The following is a 17,184-nucleotide window of genomic DNA, read 5'->3' as shown; positions in this document are numbered from 1 at the left end:
TGCCGAGCGTCCGGCCGCGCTCGAGGGTGAACGAGACGCCGTCGACCGACTTGACCAGACCGTCGTCGGTCGGGAAGTGCACCCTGAGGTCACGCACGTCGAGAAACGTCACTTCACCCTCACCCGCGGGTCGACGACGGCGTACAGCAGATCGACGATCAGGTTGGCCAGCACCACGAAGAACGCGGCCACCAGGGTCACGCCGAGAATTTTCGGCAAGTCGTTGGACACGATGCCATCAACGGCGTACTTGCCAAGGCCCGGCAGTGAGAACGTCTTTTCGGTCAGGACGGCACCACCGAGAAGGAGGCCGACGTCGAGACCGAAGATGGTTAGGATCGGCGTCAGCGCGGACCGCAGACCGTGCTTCATCACCACCGTGCGCTCGGTCAGTCCCTTGGCCCGGGCGGTGCGGACGAAGTCCTCGTTCATCGTCTCGAGCATGCCGGCCCTGGTCATTCGTGCGTACTGCGCAGAGAAGAGAAAGGCAAGGGTGACCCAGGGGAGTGTCAGGGCCTGTGCCCACCTGATCGGGTTGTCGGTCAGAGGTATGAATGTGCCTCCCGGGACCGTCCAACCCAGCCGATAACTGAAGAACGCGAGTGAGATCAACCCGGTGAAGAAGATGGGGAGCGAGACGCCGGCGAGGGCGAGTGTCATTGCTCCTCGGTCGAAGATCGAGCCCCGCTTGAGCGCCGAGAGCACTCCAACCGCGACCCCAGCAACGAGCCACAGGACGGATGCGCCGACTGCCAACGAAAGTGTTACCGGCAGTCGATCCAGCAGCTCGGGCCACACGGGTTGGCGAGTGATGAAGGAGTAGCCGAGGCAAGGCGCGGGGCACTGCTCGACCCCGGCACCGTAGTCGTAATCAGTACCTATCGCGACACCCTTGATCCAGTTCCAGTACTGAACAGCAATCGGGTCGTACAGCCCGAGCCGCTCGGCCGTCAGTTTGACTGTGTCCTCAGTGGCAGCGCGACCTACATAACGCGTTGCCAGGGTCTCGGGCGACGCACCGGCCAAGCGCGGCACGACAAAGAAGATCGAGAAGGTAATTGCACTCACCACGATGAGCAGAGCAGCGGCCCATAGTAGGCGACGGACGATGTATGTGATCACAGAGCACGGCACTGGTGCCCGGTAGTGGAAACATCCTCAACCGGGCACCTGCAGCCTTCACCACCTAACATCAGCTCTCGCCGAAGGCGTCACTTCACGCCCATGGCCAGGTAGTCGTACATGTTGAAGGCGTCGCTAACGAACACGTTCGTCAGGCCCTTCGGCCGCACCAACAGGCTTTTCGCGTACATGCCTGGGTAGATGACGGCTTCCTCCATGACGCGCTTGTCGATCTGCGACCACATAGCCTCCCGTTTGTGGCTATCGGTCTCGGCGACTGCGGCGTCCAGCATCTTGTCGACCTCGGGGATTCGGACGCTGGTGTTGGATGAGCCGCCGGTCGATCGGATGACCCGGCTGTCGACGATCTGGGACAGGAAGCCGAACCCGTCGGGCCAGTCGGCGCCCCAGCCGTTGGTGGAGAGGCCGAGGTTGTTCTTGACCACGAAGCCCGGGTGGCCCGCGTACTGCGAGAAGTAGTCGCCGGCCGGATAGCCCTTTAGCGTCAGTTTGATACCTACGCGTGCCAGCGCCTGCTGAAATGCCTCGGCGGTTGCCTTCTCTCGCGGACGGTCGGCCCGGTACGCCATATTTGTGGCGAAACCGTTCGGGTGGCCGCAATTGGTGAGGTGGTCCTTGGCTTTACCGAGATCGCCCTTGTTGTCGGGACCGGCAGGATAGAGGTCGAACTTCTGGTATCCCGGGATGAGCGGCGGCAGGAGCGTGGTTGCAAGCTCGCCGCCGGAGAACGGCCCGCCGTAGGCCGCCTGATAGGCGGTCTTGTCCATCGCGTATTGGATGGCCTTGCGGCACTCGATATTGTCCAACGGCTTCACCGTCGGGTTGACCGAGGTGTACCAGAGCCTGGCGATCGTCGGGTTGTCGGCTGTCTTCTTGAGGTTCGGGTCGTTGAGCACCCTGCTCAGCGATGCAGGCTGGACGCCCGTACCTGCGACGTCGACGTGCAGGTCGCCAGAGATCACGCGGCTGTCGATGTCGTCAGCGTTGGCTTTCAGCGCGATCTCGTACCGGTCCGGCAGGGCCTTTCGGTTGGGGTCGGTCGCCGGATCCCACTGATCGTTCCGCACCAATGTGTACTGCCTGCCGATGTCAACGGTTTCGAACTTGTACGGTCCGGTCGAGATGACGTGTTCACGGTACTTGGCGCCGGTATCCTTTGCCTCTGGCACCGGCATCGTCTGCGGGAGTTGAGCCAGGTAGTCGAAGCCACCGAAGGCCTCCTTCAGGTGGAAGACGATGGTGTAGTCGTCCGGTGTACTGATCGCCGAGTTGGTGTCGACACCTTTCGACTTGTAGGGACCCCGGTAGCCGGCCGGCAGGTCGAGCATGGCCTCGAAGTAGGCCGGTCCGTTCGGGAAGGTCTCCTTGTCAGTCGATCGCAGGACGGCGTACTTGACATCTTTGGCCTTGACCTCGGTGCCGTCCTCGAACTTGACCCCCTTGCGGATCTTGTAGGTCCAGGACTTTCCGCCATCGGTCGGCACGCCCGTGCTCTCAGCCAGGTCGGGCACCAGCTCGTTGGCCTCTTTGCCCGGCGCTGCCTTGAACATCAACAGCGACCGGCCATAGACCCTTGCGAAGTTCCACGCGAAGCTGTAGTAGGTTTCACCGGGATCCAACGTGTCCCAGTCATCGGAGTTCGCCATCTTGATCGTGCCTCCCTTCTTGTCCGAAGGGGTGACGACATGAGCCAAGGCAGCGTTGAAGTCCTGCTTGGCGCCGCCTCCTCCAGAGACGTCCGGGTCGGAGCTGTTGCCCCCACACGCGGCCACGCCGATTGCGGCGATCGCAGACAAGACTCCGATCGCGAGCTTTCCTTTGCTTTCCATTGCTCTCCGATCCACCTCTCTTACGCCCGGCTGCGGAGACTTCTGCGTTCCCGAACCGTCGAGCGATGAGGCCATAGTCGGAACACAGCGATCCGAGGCACACCATTCAGTTCGGACGGAATCTGCGAGGCCCTGTTCGGGCCTAGTCAGCGGACTGAATCCTTGCGTTACAAGTGAATGGTTGCGCTCTGGTGGCGTGCGCTCTGTATTGAGCTCAGGTTGGCGAAGGAGGTGCGCACCCTATGACGACACGACCTGAGGTCGATGCCGGCGACGTATCCGCAGATCCAGGAGTCATCACGGCCTCCTCGGCCGCGATCGAGGGCCGATCGCTGTGGCGGATTGCCTGGATGCGGCTGAGGCGAGATCGGGCGGCGCTGGCAGGAGCTCTGGTGATCCTTGTCCTCCTGATGATTGCAGGGTTTGCACCCATGATCGTGAAGGCACTCGGCACCTCTCCGAATGAGTTTCACCAAGACCTGATCGACACCGAGGGTGGCACCATGGCGCCTTTGGGTTCGTTTGGTGGCATGAGCTGGGACCATCCCATGGGCCTGGAGCCGGTCAACGGCCGGGACATCTTCAGCCGTGTCGTCTACGGTTCGCGGATTTCATTGCTCATCGCCTTCTTCGCGACGTTGCTGTCGGTTGCGATCGGGACGACATTAGGCGTGGTGGCCGGCTTCTTTGGTGGCTGGGTGGACGCAGCGATCAGCCGGCTGATGGATATGTTTCTGGCGTTTCCGCTGCTCGTGTTCGCGATCGCGATAGCTGGCATCATGCCCGATCAGGCGCTCGGCCTGGAAGGAAACACTCTGCGAGTGACCTTGCTGATCTTCATCATCGGATTCTTCAATTGGCCATACATCGGTCGCATAATCCGGGGGCAGACACTCTCGCTGCGCGAGCGGGAGTACGTCGATGCGGCGCGTGGACTCGGGGCGAGGAGGCCGCACATCCTCGTTGTAGAGATCCTGCCGAACCTGGTGGGCCCGATCCTCGTCTACACCACGCTCTTGATTCCCGCGAACATCATCTTCGAGTCGGGCCTCTCGTTCCTGGGAGTCGGCATTCGTCCACCGACCGCTTCCTGGGGCGGCATGCTGTCCGACGCGGTCACGTTCTATACGATGCCGCACTTCATGTTCTGGCCGGGTCTCGCAATCTTCGTCACTGTGCTTTCGTTCAACCTCCTTGGCGATGGTCTCCGCGACGCGGTGGATCCGAAGGGCTCGTCTGCGAGGCGATGAATGACAGATGGACAGGGCTATAGCTATGAGAAGCTCTGAGATGCCGGAGCGCGGGCGCGCCTCCGTGCAGGAGGCTGTCCAGGACGGTGTCGGATCGAGCGACGCCAAGCAGGCCACTGTCGCCGCTGCTCCGATCTCTCGCTGGATCGGTGCCTTCGAGGTGGTGGCGTTGTGTGACGCGGTCGGTCAATTCATGCGTTCGTCCGAAGCTTTCCCTGGAGCAAGTGAGGCGGCGTGGAGCCGGGCGCGAGCCGTGGATCCACGTGCTGTCGGTGCCGATGGTTGGTGGAGGTTGGAGTTCCGGTCCTTTGCGATCCGACGCCCGAACGGAAGGGTGATTCTGGTTGACGCCGGAGTAGGACCAGGCGGAAGTCCTGCGGCAGCATGGGCGCCGGCGCAGGGTCTCCTACCAACACAGCTTGCCGCCGCGGGTATCGATCTGCAGTCCATCGATACGGTCGTGTTGACGCATCTCCACTCAGACCATGCGGGTTGGGCGGTCACAGAGAACGGATTGCCATTCTTCGAGGAAGCTACGTACCTGGTGCAGGCGACCGAGATCAGAGCCCTGGAGGCCAGCCGGTCGAGCGAAATGCTCGACTACGCCGTCACTCCGCTGCGGGCCACCCGGCAACTGCGGGAGATCGATGGGCAGCTGGAGTTGCCTCGGTGCGGGGCCGGAATCATCATGCTCGTTCCCACGCCGGGTCATACGCCCGGTCATCAATCAGTCGTCATCGAGTCTCGCGCGAGACAGATGGTCATCACGGGTGATGTACTCGTCCACGCTTTGCAGTTGGTCGACCCAGACGTTGGCTACCTGCATGAGGCCGATCAAGCCCTCGCTCGGCTGACTCGGCGAAACGTCCTCGCGCGCGCACGTGCGAGAAAGTCCACCCTGGCGACGATGCATTTGAGTCAGCCGTTCTTCTCGGCCGAAGGACGTGACCTTGTCCAGGACGGGGGCAGTTGACGATCGGAGTGGGATCGATGCGGGAAGTGTTTCGGGAGTCCGGCGGCAATGGCGACGAGAGCGTAGATTCACCGCATCAACGGCCCGAACGACTTTGCAGGCGCCCGGACGACTCTTGCCGACGGTGGCTGAGGAAGTCCGCCGTCCACTGGTCCTTGCACTGCTTGCCAGCCTCGGTTGGTCAGCGGCGACGTGTTCGTAGAACCGGAGCTGTCCGCCGGGTCGGAGTACGCGGAAAGCTTCTTCTAGTGCAGCCTGCTGGTTTGCGATCGAAAGCAGTACGAGAGACAAGACCACCGCGTCCACGGAAGCATCCCGGCAAAGCCGCAGCGTCCATGTGTCGATCGATACCTGCGTACGAGGTCGCCAGCACTGCCAAGATTGTCCGAGGACTGTCGAATCTCACAATGGTGTCGTTTGTAGGCTGAGCGGCAGAACCTAGGATTTTCCTCGTTCAGTGACCTGACGCACGCTTCTGCGGCGATAGGGTGGATCTCTACAGATGTCTACGATCAGAGTGGTTACCCACGTCACGCACCATCGTGTAAGCAAGACCCAAAGCTTGGAAGAGGCCGGCCTTTGTGGGTCGGGAGTGTTGAGGACCCGCTACAGAATTCTCGCTGCCACAAGGGCAAACGTCACAACGCCGATTACCAACACCAGGAGCATCAGCAGCGACTTGACAGCCGTCGAATGTCGCCCGCGGGATGGCGATGTTGACTGCGACGCCAAGGCCGCCGATGGCACCACCGATCAGGTCTCCGAGCAGTAGTGCCAGCGGAAGGACAACCATCACACGCAGCGCGATCGGTAGAGATGGCCCAGTGCGATGCTTGACACCAGCGATCTCGAGAGTCGGGTAAGGGTCGAGCAGGCTGCCGCGCAACTTGGCGGCCACGGCACCTCCGTCGACAGCTGGCAGAGTGTAGATGCCGTGCCTGTCAGTCGACACCGAATGCCCGTCAACCGTAAGCGAGCGCTTGCCGGTAACGGCGTTTACGCTAACCACGACGGGACCGGCGACGCCATCGATCGCCAGGGGCTCAGTACGCTTGGACCGGATGCTAATTCAATACAGACCTAATGCGACAAGGATTTCGGTGTGCCCGAATCCTGGATGTACCACGCATCGAGATGTTCTTGCCGATACGTCCGCCCCGAATGCGGCAGATCCGGGCATCGGTCAGGTCGGTGGTGGATACTCTTAAGTGTGTTGGATGACGCGGAGTTGGAGGCTATCGAGGCCCGGTGCGTAGCAGCCTCGCCCGGACCGTGGATGTCGTTTATCTAGGGCCGTGACCACTGGGGCGGCGACGACTTCATCCGTGTAAGCGATAGCGACGATGAGCCGGACATGTACGTGTCTAGGGCCACAGCTGAAGGCTTACGCCCCGCGTCTCGACAAGACCTCGATTTCATCGCGGCGGCGCGCCAGGACATTCCGAGGCTCGTGGCGGAGATCCGCCGGTTGAGGTCCCAAGCTGGATGAGTCGCGAACTAAGCACTCTCGACCAGCGGCAGATCCGGACGTTAGGGCCTATCGATGTTGGACTGTGCCATCGTGGACGAACGATCCCCAGCAGTGGCGCGCGCAGAGCATCAGCTCTGTGGCGAGGCGGCCCGCGCCGGGCTCGTGCGGGTCGGAGGCCACCCGCTCCAGCATTGGCGAGGCGGCTAACCCTGCGTCTTGGATGGCGATCACAAGATTGACAGGTCTGTTGTTCTCTCCCAGGTACTCTTCGTCGCCCGGCTCCGGATCGAAGATCCACCAATCGAGCAGGACGGTCGGCAGCGTCGAGGGCGATGCGGAGATCCTGCGGTTCCTGGCCTTACACGACTTCCCCGCCGAACGTCCCGCGCACGACGATCCCGTGTCGGTGCTCGGGGGAAGCGGCGTGATCGTGACCGAGTACGTCGAGGGCGGACGCCCGACCCAGTCGCCGGCGGTGCTCCACGAGCTGGCGAGCCTGCTCGGCCGCCTGCACAAGCTGCCCGCGGCCGGTGGTGCGGTCGCGCGGGACGGAGGGTCGGAGGAGCACGACGGCGGCTTCTTCGCGGGACGACCGAAGCAGGATCTCGCGGCGGCGATGAGCTTCCTCGTGGGCGTCGAGGACGCCGTCGCTCCCGAGGGTCGCGAGATGTTCGAGTGGCTTCGCGACCACGTCGAGCACGCCGACGACGCGGAAGGCCTGCCCGAGGCGTTCACCCACGGGAACTACCACGCATGGGCGGCCGTCGGCAGGCCGGGCAACCTCGCCATCGTCGGCTGGGCAGGGTCCGGGCGCGGACCCCGCCTGCCCGCCCTCGCCTGGCTGCTGACGACCGCGGGGGAGGGCGACGGGGAGGGCATCGACGCGGTCGCGCGCGGGTATCGCGAGCACATCCAGCTCACCGGCGAGGAACTCGAGCGGTTGCCCGGCGTACTGGCCATGCGACCGCTGTGGCTGGCGTGCCTCGACTACCGGGAGTCGGCGCGCAGCGGGTCCACCCCGGCGATGGACGAGGGGTGGATCGGCTGGCTCGCGCGCCCCGAGCACGCCGAACGACTAGCTGCCCGGGCGATCGCGTCGTTGCGAGGCTGAGTCGCGCGCTGCTCGCGCTCTGCGTCACAAGCCTCGCGGCACACTGCCGCGAGGCTCGTCGATGGCAGACCACACGCGGTCTGGGCAGCGTCCCTCAGGATCGTGGCCCTGGCCACCTGGGTCGTCGACCAAGTGTGACGAGACCCGTCCAGCGAGCCGCTGTGGCCGCTGGTCATACCGCTGTCAGCTCGGGCGGCATAGCGTGTCCGCTCATGCCGCGATGCGCGCGGTCACGCTGGCGGGCGGACGCTGGAAGAGGCTAGCCAGTCAGGTCGTCGACATCTATGCCGTTGCGAGCGAGCGTGACCACAAGCCACTGCAGTAGATTCGAGGACTCCCCATGAGTTGGTGGACCGCTGATCGCCAACGCCTCCGGGCCGCTCTTCGTCTTAACGCCAGGCCTAAGCCTTTCGTGCGTGCCCAGGAGGTGGAGCCGATTGAATGCAGCCTCGCGCTCGTCGTCCATGAGGCTGCCCGCACCCTCGACCACGCGGCTCGTCTCGACGTGAGCGGCGTCCACGAGCACTGCCGCCTGGTCCTCGTCCCGTAGCAACCCAAGACCGACGGACGAGCCCGCACCCGCGGGTCCTCCGGGACCTCCTCGACGCTGAGGCGGCGTCGCGCGTGACCGCCTCCGCGACCGAGTCTCCTTCATCGGCGTCGGGGTGGACCACCTCGAGATCCACTTCACCGCGCACACGGCACCACGCGGCGGGTCCGGCTCACCGGTGCCGACTACGACCGGCGACCGCTGTCAGTCTCGTTCGTCGACGAGAAGGGTGAGTCCCTCCCCGCTAGGGTGGCCGCCCATCACGATGGATGCGCCGCACCCCGTCCTCGGAACCCCGTAGGTCTGCCTGCGCGGCACGTTGGAGACAAGATGTACGCCGGGCACACCGCGGCCGGCGACAGCTGGCGATGCCAACCGCGCCGATCCGCGCCTGCCCGACCTCGCCGAACACATGATCGAGAGATGCACGGCATGAACAGCGATAGCGCCGCAAGCGCATCGAGAGTTGCATGGAATGGGTACCGGCAGTCGTCCCACGGGGCCGCTGCTGATCACACCAGCGCTGCTGCACGAAGCCGGGGCCTGCTTCGAATCTTCCGGCGCCTACGGATGCGACGGCGTCGCCTTCGCCGCCGGCACCGTCGGCGGGACCACCGCGTTACGCGGTGACGCTCTGACCCGCCAGGGCGCGACCTCCATTGTTGTCCCGTTCTTCGGCCTCGGCCTCTAGCCGGCCTCGCCGCCTATGTCGGTGACGTCCGGCACCGGCGCGCTCTTCCTCCAGGCGGACCCAAGCGGCACACGCCCGATCTCCTGGCCAACCACAGCGCCCGAGGCCGACCTCCCTGACGACGAATCCACGGATCGCGGGTGTGCCATGGCCAGTGGCGCGGTCGGGCGTGCTTGTGAGCGGGACTGATGGGTGATGGTCGATGAGCGGGCGTGATCTGCGGTCGGGCTCAGTGGTGAATGGTTGCCCCAACACGCGCTGGCCGCCGTACAAGCCCTCGAACGTGTCCTGGTCGTGGTTGTATCCGGCGGCCGCGTTGAGTGCCGCCGCACTGCTAGTGCTCGTGGCTCGTACGCCCGCCCACGTCGAAGTCCTCGACGATGTCAGCCTGCCGCGCAACCCTTGGGATGCCGGCTCCGTGACCGACTTGCTCACGAGCGTCCCTGCACTCCGCCCCACTGCACAGGCAACACCTGAACGCACCGTCACGATCAGCACCGGCCAGCATCCCGGCGCAGACCGCTCGATCACGCCATCCGCGTGCACGGTCTCGGTCGCCTACGAACCGTTGGCAGTGGGCGTCGACGGCGCAGCGGGGGTAGCTCGACGGTGCAGGTGGCGTGGGGGTCGATTTCGCAGAGGGATTGCGATGACGGTTCCGCCGTACGGCGGAATGTTTGCTGCAGCCATCGTCGCCGCCGACATCTTCGGCGCAGCATTGGCGCACCGGGGCTGCCGACTGCACCTCGTCGGTCCACCGAGGCGAGATAGAACTCGACGACATCGCCCACATGCGGGACCACAGTTGCTCATATGACGCTTGTCGGCCTTCGGCCAGGGCCACCGCCGATCAGGCACCCGACCCAGTTGCTGGTCCCACGGTGGTCATGATGCCGCCGGGACTGGGCCATCGCGCCGCCGCTACCTGGAGGTTGCCGCCATTAGCCGACGAAAGCGTGCTCCCAGATGACTTCAGCGCTGCCGCGCAGAGAGCTCGCAGCCACGTTCACGCGAGAAGCCGCGTCCCTCCGCTATTACGCCGGCGTAGGTCACTGAAGTGACCAGCGCAGGTTCGCAGCCGCGACCTTGAGGTGGTCGCGCATGGCTTGCGATGCGCCGCGTCTGTCGCCGCGCTGGATGCACATAAGCACGCGACGGTGAGACTCGAGTGAGTCGGCGAACGAGCTGCCGCGCGCGAGCGCTCCAGAGACGCTGCGTGCGAAGCTGTATTCGAGCACTTGGGCGAGACCCTCGAGGATGAAAGCAAGCATCCGATTGCCGCTCGCAAGCGCCAGTGCCTGGTGGAATGCAACGTCGGCCCGGTGGAATCGGTTGATCATCTCCTGATCGGAGGCGTCGACGGCGAGCTCCATCTCCCGGAACGCGTTTTCGATGACGCGGACTGACGCGTCGGTTGCCTTCTGAGCCGCGGCGCCCGCTGCCTGGACCTCTAGCGCCTGCCGTACCTCAACCAGATCCAGGAGCGCGCGAGGATCGCGGCGGACAGCGACCGCCAGGTAGTCCGACAAAATGCTCGGGTCGGGGTCGCGCACCACGGCTCGTGTCCCACGGCGGAGTTCGACCAACCCCCGTCCGCTGAGAACCTTCAGCGCCTCGCGAACGGTAACCCGAGACAGCCCTGTGCGCACGGCGAGCTCGTTCTCCGACGGCAGTCGCTGTCCCGGTTCGAGTTCTTCGATCACGAGCATCTCGAGTGCTGTGACACAGCGATCAAGCGCGTCGCCAGCGGACGCAACGGGCTCTGTCATGGCGGCACTCTATCAAGGTGACAGACAGGCACCAAAAGTTGCCATACACATGACGACACGTCAACCACAATGAAATCAGAAGGATCGAGGATCGCAGTCGAAACTGACTTCCACTTATCAGCCACCTATTGACAAGTTGTCTTACAGGTTGTGAATGTGATCAACACAGGAGTTTGCAGTGGTGACCGCTAGCCATACAGGAGCAGTGATGCGTACAGCAGGAGTGTCGCGTCGATCCCAGGCGATGGCAGCCGCAATCCTCGGTCGCGGAGCTGGTGTCGCCCTGCGCGCGGCCGTCGCTGACCCACCGAACTTCCTCATCCAGCAAAACAGACTCGGTATCCACTACAGCCTCTCGGCCGACCTCACCGACTACCTGGTCGACGCCGATCTGCTCCAAATCGCCGACGGATACGTCGCATTGCCGACAAGTCCCGGACTCGGGCTGAGAGTGGACGAGGCGGCGGTACGGGAGGCGTCCGCTCCCGAGCTGGACTGGGGGGCGCCTGCGTGGACGCACCGCGACGGCCCTCTCGCGGAGTCGTGACATGGAGGAACGCGAACCTGGCGCAGCAGGCGGCGACAGCACCGACCGGATCCTCGGCGGCCGTGTCGTTGTAGTCACCGGCGGGGCCCGAGGCATCGGACTGGCTGTCGTGGTGGCCGCCGCAGCACAGGGTGCAGCGGTTGCCGTTCTCGACATCGATGGCGAGCCAGCCAGGGCATGCGCGAAGGAGTTGACACTGGGGGGAGCGCGCGTGATCGGCCTCGAGGTCGACGTGGCCGACGAGACGCAGGTCGCAGGTGCGATGCGCCGGGTCGAGCACGACCTGGGCGGCATCGACATCTTGGTTAACAACGCCGGCCGTAACAACTACTCGACTGCCGTTGAACTCTCCCAGTCCGACTGGGAGGCATTCATGGCGGTCGACTTGAAGGCAGCCTGGTTGTGCGCCAAGCACGCGTTGCCCGCCCTGCTGCGATCACCCGGAGGAAGCATTGTGAACATCGCATCGGTCCACGCTGAGATGACAGCCGAGGGCACCTTTCCCTACGCGGTGGCAAAGTCCGGTCTCCTCGGCATGACGAGATCCCTCGCTCTGGATTACGGCCGGCGGGGAGTGCGGGTGAACGCGGTTTCTCCGGGATACACCGAGACCCAGCTTCTCACCGAGTACCTCGACCGCCATGGCCTGGACGAGCGTGCGCGCATCGAGCGTGTCCACGCGTTGCGCCGCATCGGCCGGCCGGCCGAGATCGCGAGCGTCGTCTGCTTCCTCGCCTCCGATCAGGCGTCATTTGTCACTGGCGCCAACTGGGTTGTGGACGGAGGTATCAGTGCTCGCTTCGCATAATGACCCGAACGCATCCCCACGCCTGGCAGCCGGCACGGTGTACTCGACGACGTGGGATGGTCGGACCTCACGGACCAGCATTGCGATGCCCGTTCCCCAAGATCACCCCTCTGTGCCTGCCGACCGCCGCCGGGTACCTGATAGCCACCCTGCCTCGGGAGCAGATGAACCTGCGAGCTTCTCATGGACGGTACTGACCATCTCAACGAACCACCTGGAACAGCACCGACGACAGGTCTACGGGTCGACAGCGGGCCTGCGTGACCTGCATGTCACCGAGTACGAAGCCGACACTGTCGCACATTGCGACAGGATGGGGCCCTCGCTGTCCGCGATGCCGTCGGGGACACCGCCGGAGCGGGTGAGGTTCACACGGCGAGTTTCGTGCCGAGGGTGTCGGGTGGGCAAATGCTGCGTCCGGATGCGGCGTCCGGCGACGCCGTGCATCGATACCCGGTCCCGGCGCAGCGTTCAACACCTGCCCCGTCGGCGACGGCCGAGCGCTGGTCGTCACTACAGCCACGTATGGCCTCGTCGCCAGGCGGAACGGATGCCCACCAGCGCCGCCGGAGGCCTGGTGCTGCTAGTTGAACTGTGACTCGCCCTCATAATCAGCGCCCAAACCATCTCCCTCGATCGAATAAGGAGCCCATCGTGAATGTGACCGCCGCCAAACCCCTGACGGGCTCAGTGGCGCTCGTGACCGGTGCGGCAAGTGGCATCGGACGGGCGACTGCAGGCTTGTTGGCACAACGAGGCGCAGGCGTCGTGGCCGTGGACTTGACCGAGGCGGGCGCCAACGCGATCGCAGAGCAACTGCGAGACGCGGGAGCGGCTGCCACTGCCCAGGTGGGCGACGTGTCGCAGGCTGACGACTGTGATCGGGTGGTCCGGCACTGCGTCGAGGCGCATGGTCGACTCGACATCCTGGTCCACTGTGCCGGTATCGGCGGCGGCAACGCCACGGTCCTCGAGATGGATGAACAGGCTTGGCGCCGGACGTTGGATGTCAACGCCACCGGCACCTTCCTGATCAACCGTGCTGCGGCAGGGCCTATGACACTGCAGAGATACGGACGGATCGTCAACGTCGCCTCCATCGCCGGCCTGGAAGGCAACCCGCGTGCGTCGCACTACTCGGCCTCGAAGGGCGCCGTAATCGCCTTCACCAAGGCATTAGGGAAGGAACTGGCGACTACCGGAGTGTTGGTGAACGCGATCGCGCCTGCCGTGATCGCGACGGAAATGCTCTCGCAGGTCACCGACGAGCAGCTGCAGTTCATGCTGCAGAAGATCCCGATGGGGCGCCCCGGACAGCCCTCCGAGGCCGCCGAACTCGCTGCGTTTCTCGCCAGCCCCCAGCTGTCGTTCTCCACAGGTGCCGTCTTCGACCTGTCCGGCGGGCGCGCCGTCTATTGAGAGAAGGATTCACCCCAATGTTCCTGTCTGTCCATGCCGATCGGGTCGTCCTGCACGGCTCTACCGGCTTCGTCGACGTCGCCGACCACAGCGATGGCCGCTTCGGGCCCGACGTCCGCAGTTGCCTCGATGCCTGGGAGGACTTTCGAGTTTGGGCCGGCGGCATGGAACTGGCCGCCTTCCCTCAAGCTGACCCGCGCGCCAGCTCAGCCTGCCTGCCCGACCCGGGCCAGATCTTCGCCGTCGGACCGGACTCCCGCCTGCACGGGATCGAGGCCGATCTGCCCATCCAAGGGGGTCCGGTGGTCTCCACCAAGGTCGCATCCTCGGCCATCGGTGCCGGCGGTGAGATCGAGATCTACTCAGAGGCCGTCGACTGGGAGGTGGAGCTCGCAGTCGTGATCGGCATCGGCGGACGTCACGTCAGCCGTCATCAGGCGTGGACCCGTGTGGCTGGCCTGACCGTGGCACAGGTTTCAGCCCGCGATATTCAGATGCAACATCCCAGGAGTCCTCAGTTGAGCATCGGCAATTCGGTCAAGGGCTGCCTGTCCCTCGCCCGCGTGCTCGCAACACCCGATGAGTTCGACGACCCCGATGATATCGCGGTGTGGTGCGAGCTCAACGGCGAACGAATCCAGGATGGGAGGACCAGCGATCTGATTTTCAGCGTTCCAGAAGTCATCGAATACCTCAGCAACATCGTCGAGCTCCGGCCCGGCGATCTCATTCTGACCAGCTCGCCAGGCGGCGATGGGTACGGGATGAAACCGCTCCGCTTCCTCAGGCCGGGCGACACCATCAGCATCGGCATGAACGTGCTAGGCCGCATGGAACACCTCACAGTCGCAAGCTCGCGCCCCTGTAACTACAGCTACGCCTCGACCGACCGCGTGCTGCATCAGAAACGCATCGGACACGGCGACCTTCTCGACGTGGACACCGTCGTCAGTTACCTTCGCCAACGCGGACTAGTCGGAACCAACGCCGACGACGTGGCGCAACTAAGTGGCGGGGTGTCAAGTGTCGTGATCAGAGTCGGCGTCCCGACCGGGGCCATGATCGTCAAACAGGCGCGCGAGAAGCTCGACGTCGCCGATGACTGGTTCGCTGACCGCGCGAGATCTCACACCGAGGCTACGGCCCTCGAATACCTAAGATCTGTTAGTCCCGACCGCGTCCCCAAACTCGTGCTTGAGGACGAGGAGCACCGGGTGTTGGTGATGGAAGCCGCCCCGGTGGAGTGGACCAACCTTAAGAGCGATCTGTTGACGGGCCTCGTCGACCCTGAGCGATTCGCCTCTCTCGGTGAGCTGCTCGGCCAGTGGCAAAACGCGGCACACCCGTCTGCAGTCCCCGCTGAACTCCACGACACCCGGCAGTTCGACGAACTGCGCAAACGCCCCTACTTCGAAGTGAGCGCCCAGCGACTTCCGCACCTCGGTGACCCGATCCTGACCGTCATCCGCGACTCCACCGCCCGTCATGAGGTCCTTTCCCACGGCGACTTCTCCCCCAAGAACATCGTCGGAGGTCGCGAACCCAACGACTACTGGGTTCTCGACTACGAGGTCGCCCATCTCGGCGATCCGCTGTTCGATGTCGCCTTCATGAGTTCACACCTGCTCCTGAAGTGGCAGCACCTGCCAGCACACCGGCCTGAGCTAATAGCCGCTCTGCAGGCCTTTCTCGACGCCTACGCTACTCACCGGCACAGCGTGGACATGCATCGATTGAGCCGCCTCGTTGGCTGTCTGCTGATCGCACGAGTCGCAGGCAGCTCCCCCGTGGAGTACCTCAGCGCCGAGGACCGCATCGATGTCGTGCTGACTGGGCAACGGCTGCTCCTCGAGTCACCACATCTACTCGACTGGACAGGAGCAATGCTGTGAGAACAGTCGTCACCGGTTCACGCCACCGCATCACGGCCGTCGACGCATGGCAGGTGATGGACTCCCGCGGCCGGCCGACGATCGCCGCCAAGGTCTGCCTGACCTCTGGTGCGCACGGGATCGCATCCGTCCCATCCGGCGCCTCGACAGGCAGTCATGAAGCCGTCGAGCTGAGGGACCACGGCCCAGAATGGCTCGGCCTGTCGGTGCAACAGGCACTCGAACACATCCGCGGGCCGATCTCCGAAGTGATCATCGGGCTCGAGGCCGACGACCAGGCAGCAGTCGATGAGGCCATTACCGAGTCCGACGGCACACCGAACCTCTCCCAATATGGCGCGAACGCTGTGCTAGCAACGTCCATCGCCGCCGCGAAGGCAGCCGCCGCAGCTGACCAAACTGAACTTTGGCAGCACCAGAGTCACACGCGTCAAGAACCGATCCTGCTGCCAATGCCCATGGTGAACGTCGTCTCGGGCGGCGCGCACGCACGGGGACTCATCGACATCCAAGACATCCTGGTCATCCCGATCGGCGCCCGCACCTTCAACAGTGCCATTCGGTGGTGCTTCGAGATCCGCGAGGCCACCGCTCGCCTCGCTGGACGCCTCGGCCCCCAAGTTGGGCTCGTCGCCGACGAAGGCGGCATCGCCACGAACCTGCCCCGCAACAAGGACGCCGTCGCGCTGGTGTGCGAAGGCATCGCCGCGGCGGGCCTTGAGCCTGGAACCGATGCCTGCGTCGCACTCGACGTCGCCGCGACCAACTTCTTCGAGAACGGCCTCTATCACTGGCGAAGCGAAGATCGGGTGCTCACCGGAACCGAACTGGTCGACGAGCTGGTGGACTGGGTCGGCGCGTACCCGATCGCCAGTATTGAGGACCCGGTGGCCGAAGACGACTGGGACGCTTGGTCCTACGCGACCCGACGACTCGATATACCACAACTGGTCGGTGACGATCTGCTAGTTACCAACGAGAGCCGCCTGCGCCGCGCGCTCAAGGCAAGGGTCGCGACCAGTGTCCTGATCAAGCCAAACCAGATTGGCACCCTCACTGCTGCACGCAGGGTGCTCGAGCTCGCCCAGGCAAGCGGATACACCACGGTCATCTCGGCCCGGTCCGGGGAGACCGAGGACTGCTGGCTCAGTGACCTCGCGGTGGGTTGGCGTGCCGGCCAGATCAAGGTGGGGTCCACAACTCGCAGTGAGCGCACAGCGAAATGGAATCGACTGTTGCAGATCGAGCACGAACTCGGCAGAGTATGCGAACTCGCTCGATTCCCGGCATCCGCCGAAGTGAAGCGGTAGTCCGCCAAGACCCTCACGCGATCCGTCATCGTCGGGGCCGCGTTGCTCCGAAGAGACGAACTGCGTTTCTACTGATCGGCAAGGACTGCGACCTGTGGTCGATCACCCATCGCGGGTCCCTCGTGGACCCGCTGTGGAAGCTCGGTTACCGGCGGCCGCCGATCTCGCCCATGAGGGAAGTGATGGACGCGAGCCCGAGACGGCATGCAGATCCCGAGCCGAACGGACCCAGCACGCTGCAGGGCCGACACCCAGCGGGCAGGCCGAACATGACTTCTTCGAGCGGTGTGATGGCGACCCGTGTGCCCGCGTCCTCGAGCGGAGGTTTGTCGGCATCGCGGACCTCCACCGCTCCCAGACGTGTCCACGTATCGATGCGACGCGAGCCCGACGAGGGGAAGTACTGCTCGCCGGCGCATCG

General features: G+C 64.3%; 13 protein-coding genes and 1 pseudogene. 9 read left to right on the top strand and 5 right to left on the bottom strand.

Annotated elements, in window-relative coordinates; translation table 11 throughout:
* Window positions 1-108: 108 nt before the first annotated feature.
* On the bottom strand, window positions 109-1,122 hold the full coding sequence (locus tag ACYVOK_RS32945; protein ID WP_460666505.1) for an ABC transporter permease: 1,014 nt from the start codon (window positions 1,120-1,122) through the stop codon (window positions 109-111).
* 89 nt (window positions 1,123-1,211) lie between these two features.
* Window positions 1,212-2,972, bottom strand: coding sequence for an ABC transporter substrate-binding protein (locus ACYVOK_RS32940; RefSeq protein ID WP_460666504.1), 1,761 nt, complete (start codon window positions 2,970-2,972; stop codon window positions 1,212-1,214).
* Window positions 2,973-3,214: 242 nt separating this feature from the next.
* Here ACYVOK_RS32940 and ACYVOK_RS32935 point away from each other — a divergent pair, with 242 nt between their 5' ends.
* Complete coding sequence (locus ACYVOK_RS32935; protein WP_460666503.1) at window positions 3,215-4,222, top strand: ABC transporter permease; 1,008 nt, start codon at window positions 3,215-3,217, stop codon at window positions 4,220-4,222.
* A 40-nt stretch (window positions 4,223-4,262) separates the two neighbouring features.
* Window positions 4,263-5,195 (top strand): MBL fold metallo-hydrolase, encoded by a 933-nt coding sequence (locus ACYVOK_RS32930; RefSeq protein ID WP_460666502.1) that lies wholly within the window; start codon window positions 4,263-4,265, stop codon window positions 5,193-5,195.
* A gap of 216 nt (window positions 5,196-5,411) precedes the next feature.
* Here ACYVOK_RS32930 and ACYVOK_RS32925 read toward each other — a convergent pair.
* A pseudogene (locus ACYVOK_RS32925) lies at window positions 5,412-5,501 on the bottom strand (methyltransferase domain-containing protein); the annotation flags it as partial.
* Window positions 5,502-6,886: 1,385 nt separating this feature from the next.
* Here ACYVOK_RS32925 and ACYVOK_RS32920 point away from each other — a divergent pair.
* The gene (locus ACYVOK_RS32920; RefSeq protein WP_460666501.1) at window positions 6,887-7,777 is read left to right on the top strand and encodes a phosphotransferase; all 891 of its coding nucleotides are present in this window, start codon (window positions 6,887-6,889) and stop codon (window positions 7,775-7,777) included.
* Between the two features lie 259 nt (window positions 7,778-8,036).
* Here the strand turns inward: ACYVOK_RS32920 and ACYVOK_RS32915 are convergent, their stop codons facing one another.
* Complete coding sequence (locus ACYVOK_RS32915) at window positions 8,037-8,303, bottom strand: hypothetical protein (protein ID WP_460666500.1); 267 nt, start codon at window positions 8,301-8,303, stop codon at window positions 8,037-8,039.
* A gap of 499 nt (window positions 8,304-8,802) precedes the next feature.
* Between ACYVOK_RS32915 and ACYVOK_RS32910 the strand changes: the two genes are divergently transcribed.
* Entirely contained in the window at window positions 8,803-9,018 is a 216-nt protein-coding gene (locus ACYVOK_RS32910) for a hypothetical protein (RefSeq protein ID WP_460666499.1), read from the top strand.
* Window positions 9,019-10,067: 1,049 nt separating this feature from the next.
* Here the strand turns inward: ACYVOK_RS32910 and ACYVOK_RS32905 are convergent.
* A complete protein-coding gene (locus ACYVOK_RS32905; RefSeq protein ID WP_460666498.1) occupies window positions 10,068-10,787 on the bottom strand; it encodes a FadR/GntR family transcriptional regulator in 720 nt (239 codons plus the stop codon).
* A 208-nt stretch (window positions 10,788-10,995) separates the two neighbouring features.
* On the opposite strand from ACYVOK_RS32905, the gene ACYVOK_RS32900 reads away from it, so the two are divergent.
* The 5 genes from ACYVOK_RS32900 (at window position 10,996) to eno (ending at window position 16,763) form a co-directional block, all read left to right on the top strand.
* Window positions 10,996-11,334 (top strand): hypothetical protein, encoded by a 339-nt coding sequence (locus ACYVOK_RS32900; RefSeq protein ID WP_460666497.1) that lies wholly within the window; start codon window positions 10,996-10,998, stop codon window positions 11,332-11,334.
* Window position 11,335: 1 nt separating this feature from the next.
* Complete coding sequence (locus ACYVOK_RS32895; RefSeq protein ID WP_460666496.1) at window positions 11,336-12,142, top strand: SDR family NAD(P)-dependent oxidoreductase; 807 nt, start codon at window positions 11,336-11,338, stop codon at window positions 12,140-12,142.
* A 654-nt stretch (window positions 12,143-12,796) separates the two neighbouring features.
* The gene (locus ACYVOK_RS32890; RefSeq protein ID WP_460666495.1) at window positions 12,797-13,561 is read left to right on the top strand and encodes an SDR family NAD(P)-dependent oxidoreductase; all 765 of its coding nucleotides are present in this window, start codon (window positions 12,797-12,799) and stop codon (window positions 13,559-13,561) included.
* Between the two features lie 17 nt (window positions 13,562-13,578).
* Window positions 13,579-15,453 carry a fumarylacetoacetate hydrolase family protein gene (locus ACYVOK_RS32885; protein WP_460666494.1) on the top strand — a complete coding sequence of 625 codons (1,875 nt, stop codon included), beginning with the start codon at window positions 13,579-13,581 and terminating at the stop codon, window positions 15,451-15,453.
* Window positions 15,450-16,763 carry a phosphopyruvate hydratase gene (eno, locus tag ACYVOK_RS32880; protein ID WP_460666493.1) on the top strand — a complete coding sequence of 438 codons (1,314 nt, stop codon included), beginning with the start codon at window positions 15,450-15,452 and terminating at the stop codon, window positions 16,761-16,763. Before ACYVOK_RS32885 ends, eno begins: the two co-directional genes overlap by 4 nt.
* Window positions 16,764-17,184: the final 421 nt, after the last annotated feature.

The organism is Kribbella swartbergensis, assembly GCF_054784135.1.
This window is presented reverse-complemented; position numbering and strand designations above follow the sequence as displayed.

Bases quoted from the DNA above. Each gene is read 5' to 3' on its own strand.
- ACYVOK_RS32940 (WP_460666504.1), bottom strand. From the start codon at position 2,972: ATGGAAAGCAAAGGAAAGCTCGCGATCGGAGTCTTGTCTGCGATCGCC.
- ACYVOK_RS32935 (WP_460666503.1), top strand. From the start codon at position 3,215: ATGACGACACGACCTGAGGTCGATGCCGGCGACGTATCCGCAGATCCA.
- ACYVOK_RS32930 (WP_460666502.1), top strand. From the start codon at position 4,263: ATGCCGGAGCGCGGGCGCGCCTCCGTGCAGGAGGCTGTCCAGGACGGT.
- ACYVOK_RS32920 (WP_460666501.1), top strand. From the start codon at position 6,887: ATGGCGATCACAAGATTGACAGGTCTGTTGTTCTCTCCCAGGTACTCT.
- ACYVOK_RS32910 (WP_460666499.1), top strand. From the start codon at position 8,803: ATGGGTACCGGCAGTCGTCCCACGGGGCCGCTGCTGATCACACCAGCG.
- ACYVOK_RS32905 (WP_460666498.1), bottom strand. From the start codon at position 10,787: ATGACAGAGCCCGTTGCGTCCGCTGGCGACGCGCTTGATCGCTGTGTC.
- ACYVOK_RS32900 (WP_460666497.1), top strand. From the start codon at position 10,996: ATGCGTACAGCAGGAGTGTCGCGTCGATCCCAGGCGATGGCAGCCGCA.
- ACYVOK_RS32895 (WP_460666496.1), top strand. From the start codon at position 11,336: ATGGAGGAACGCGAACCTGGCGCAGCAGGCGGCGACAGCACCGACCGG.
- ACYVOK_RS32885 (WP_460666494.1), top strand. From the start codon at position 13,579: ATGTTCCTGTCTGTCCATGCCGATCGGGTCGTCCTGCACGGCTCTACC.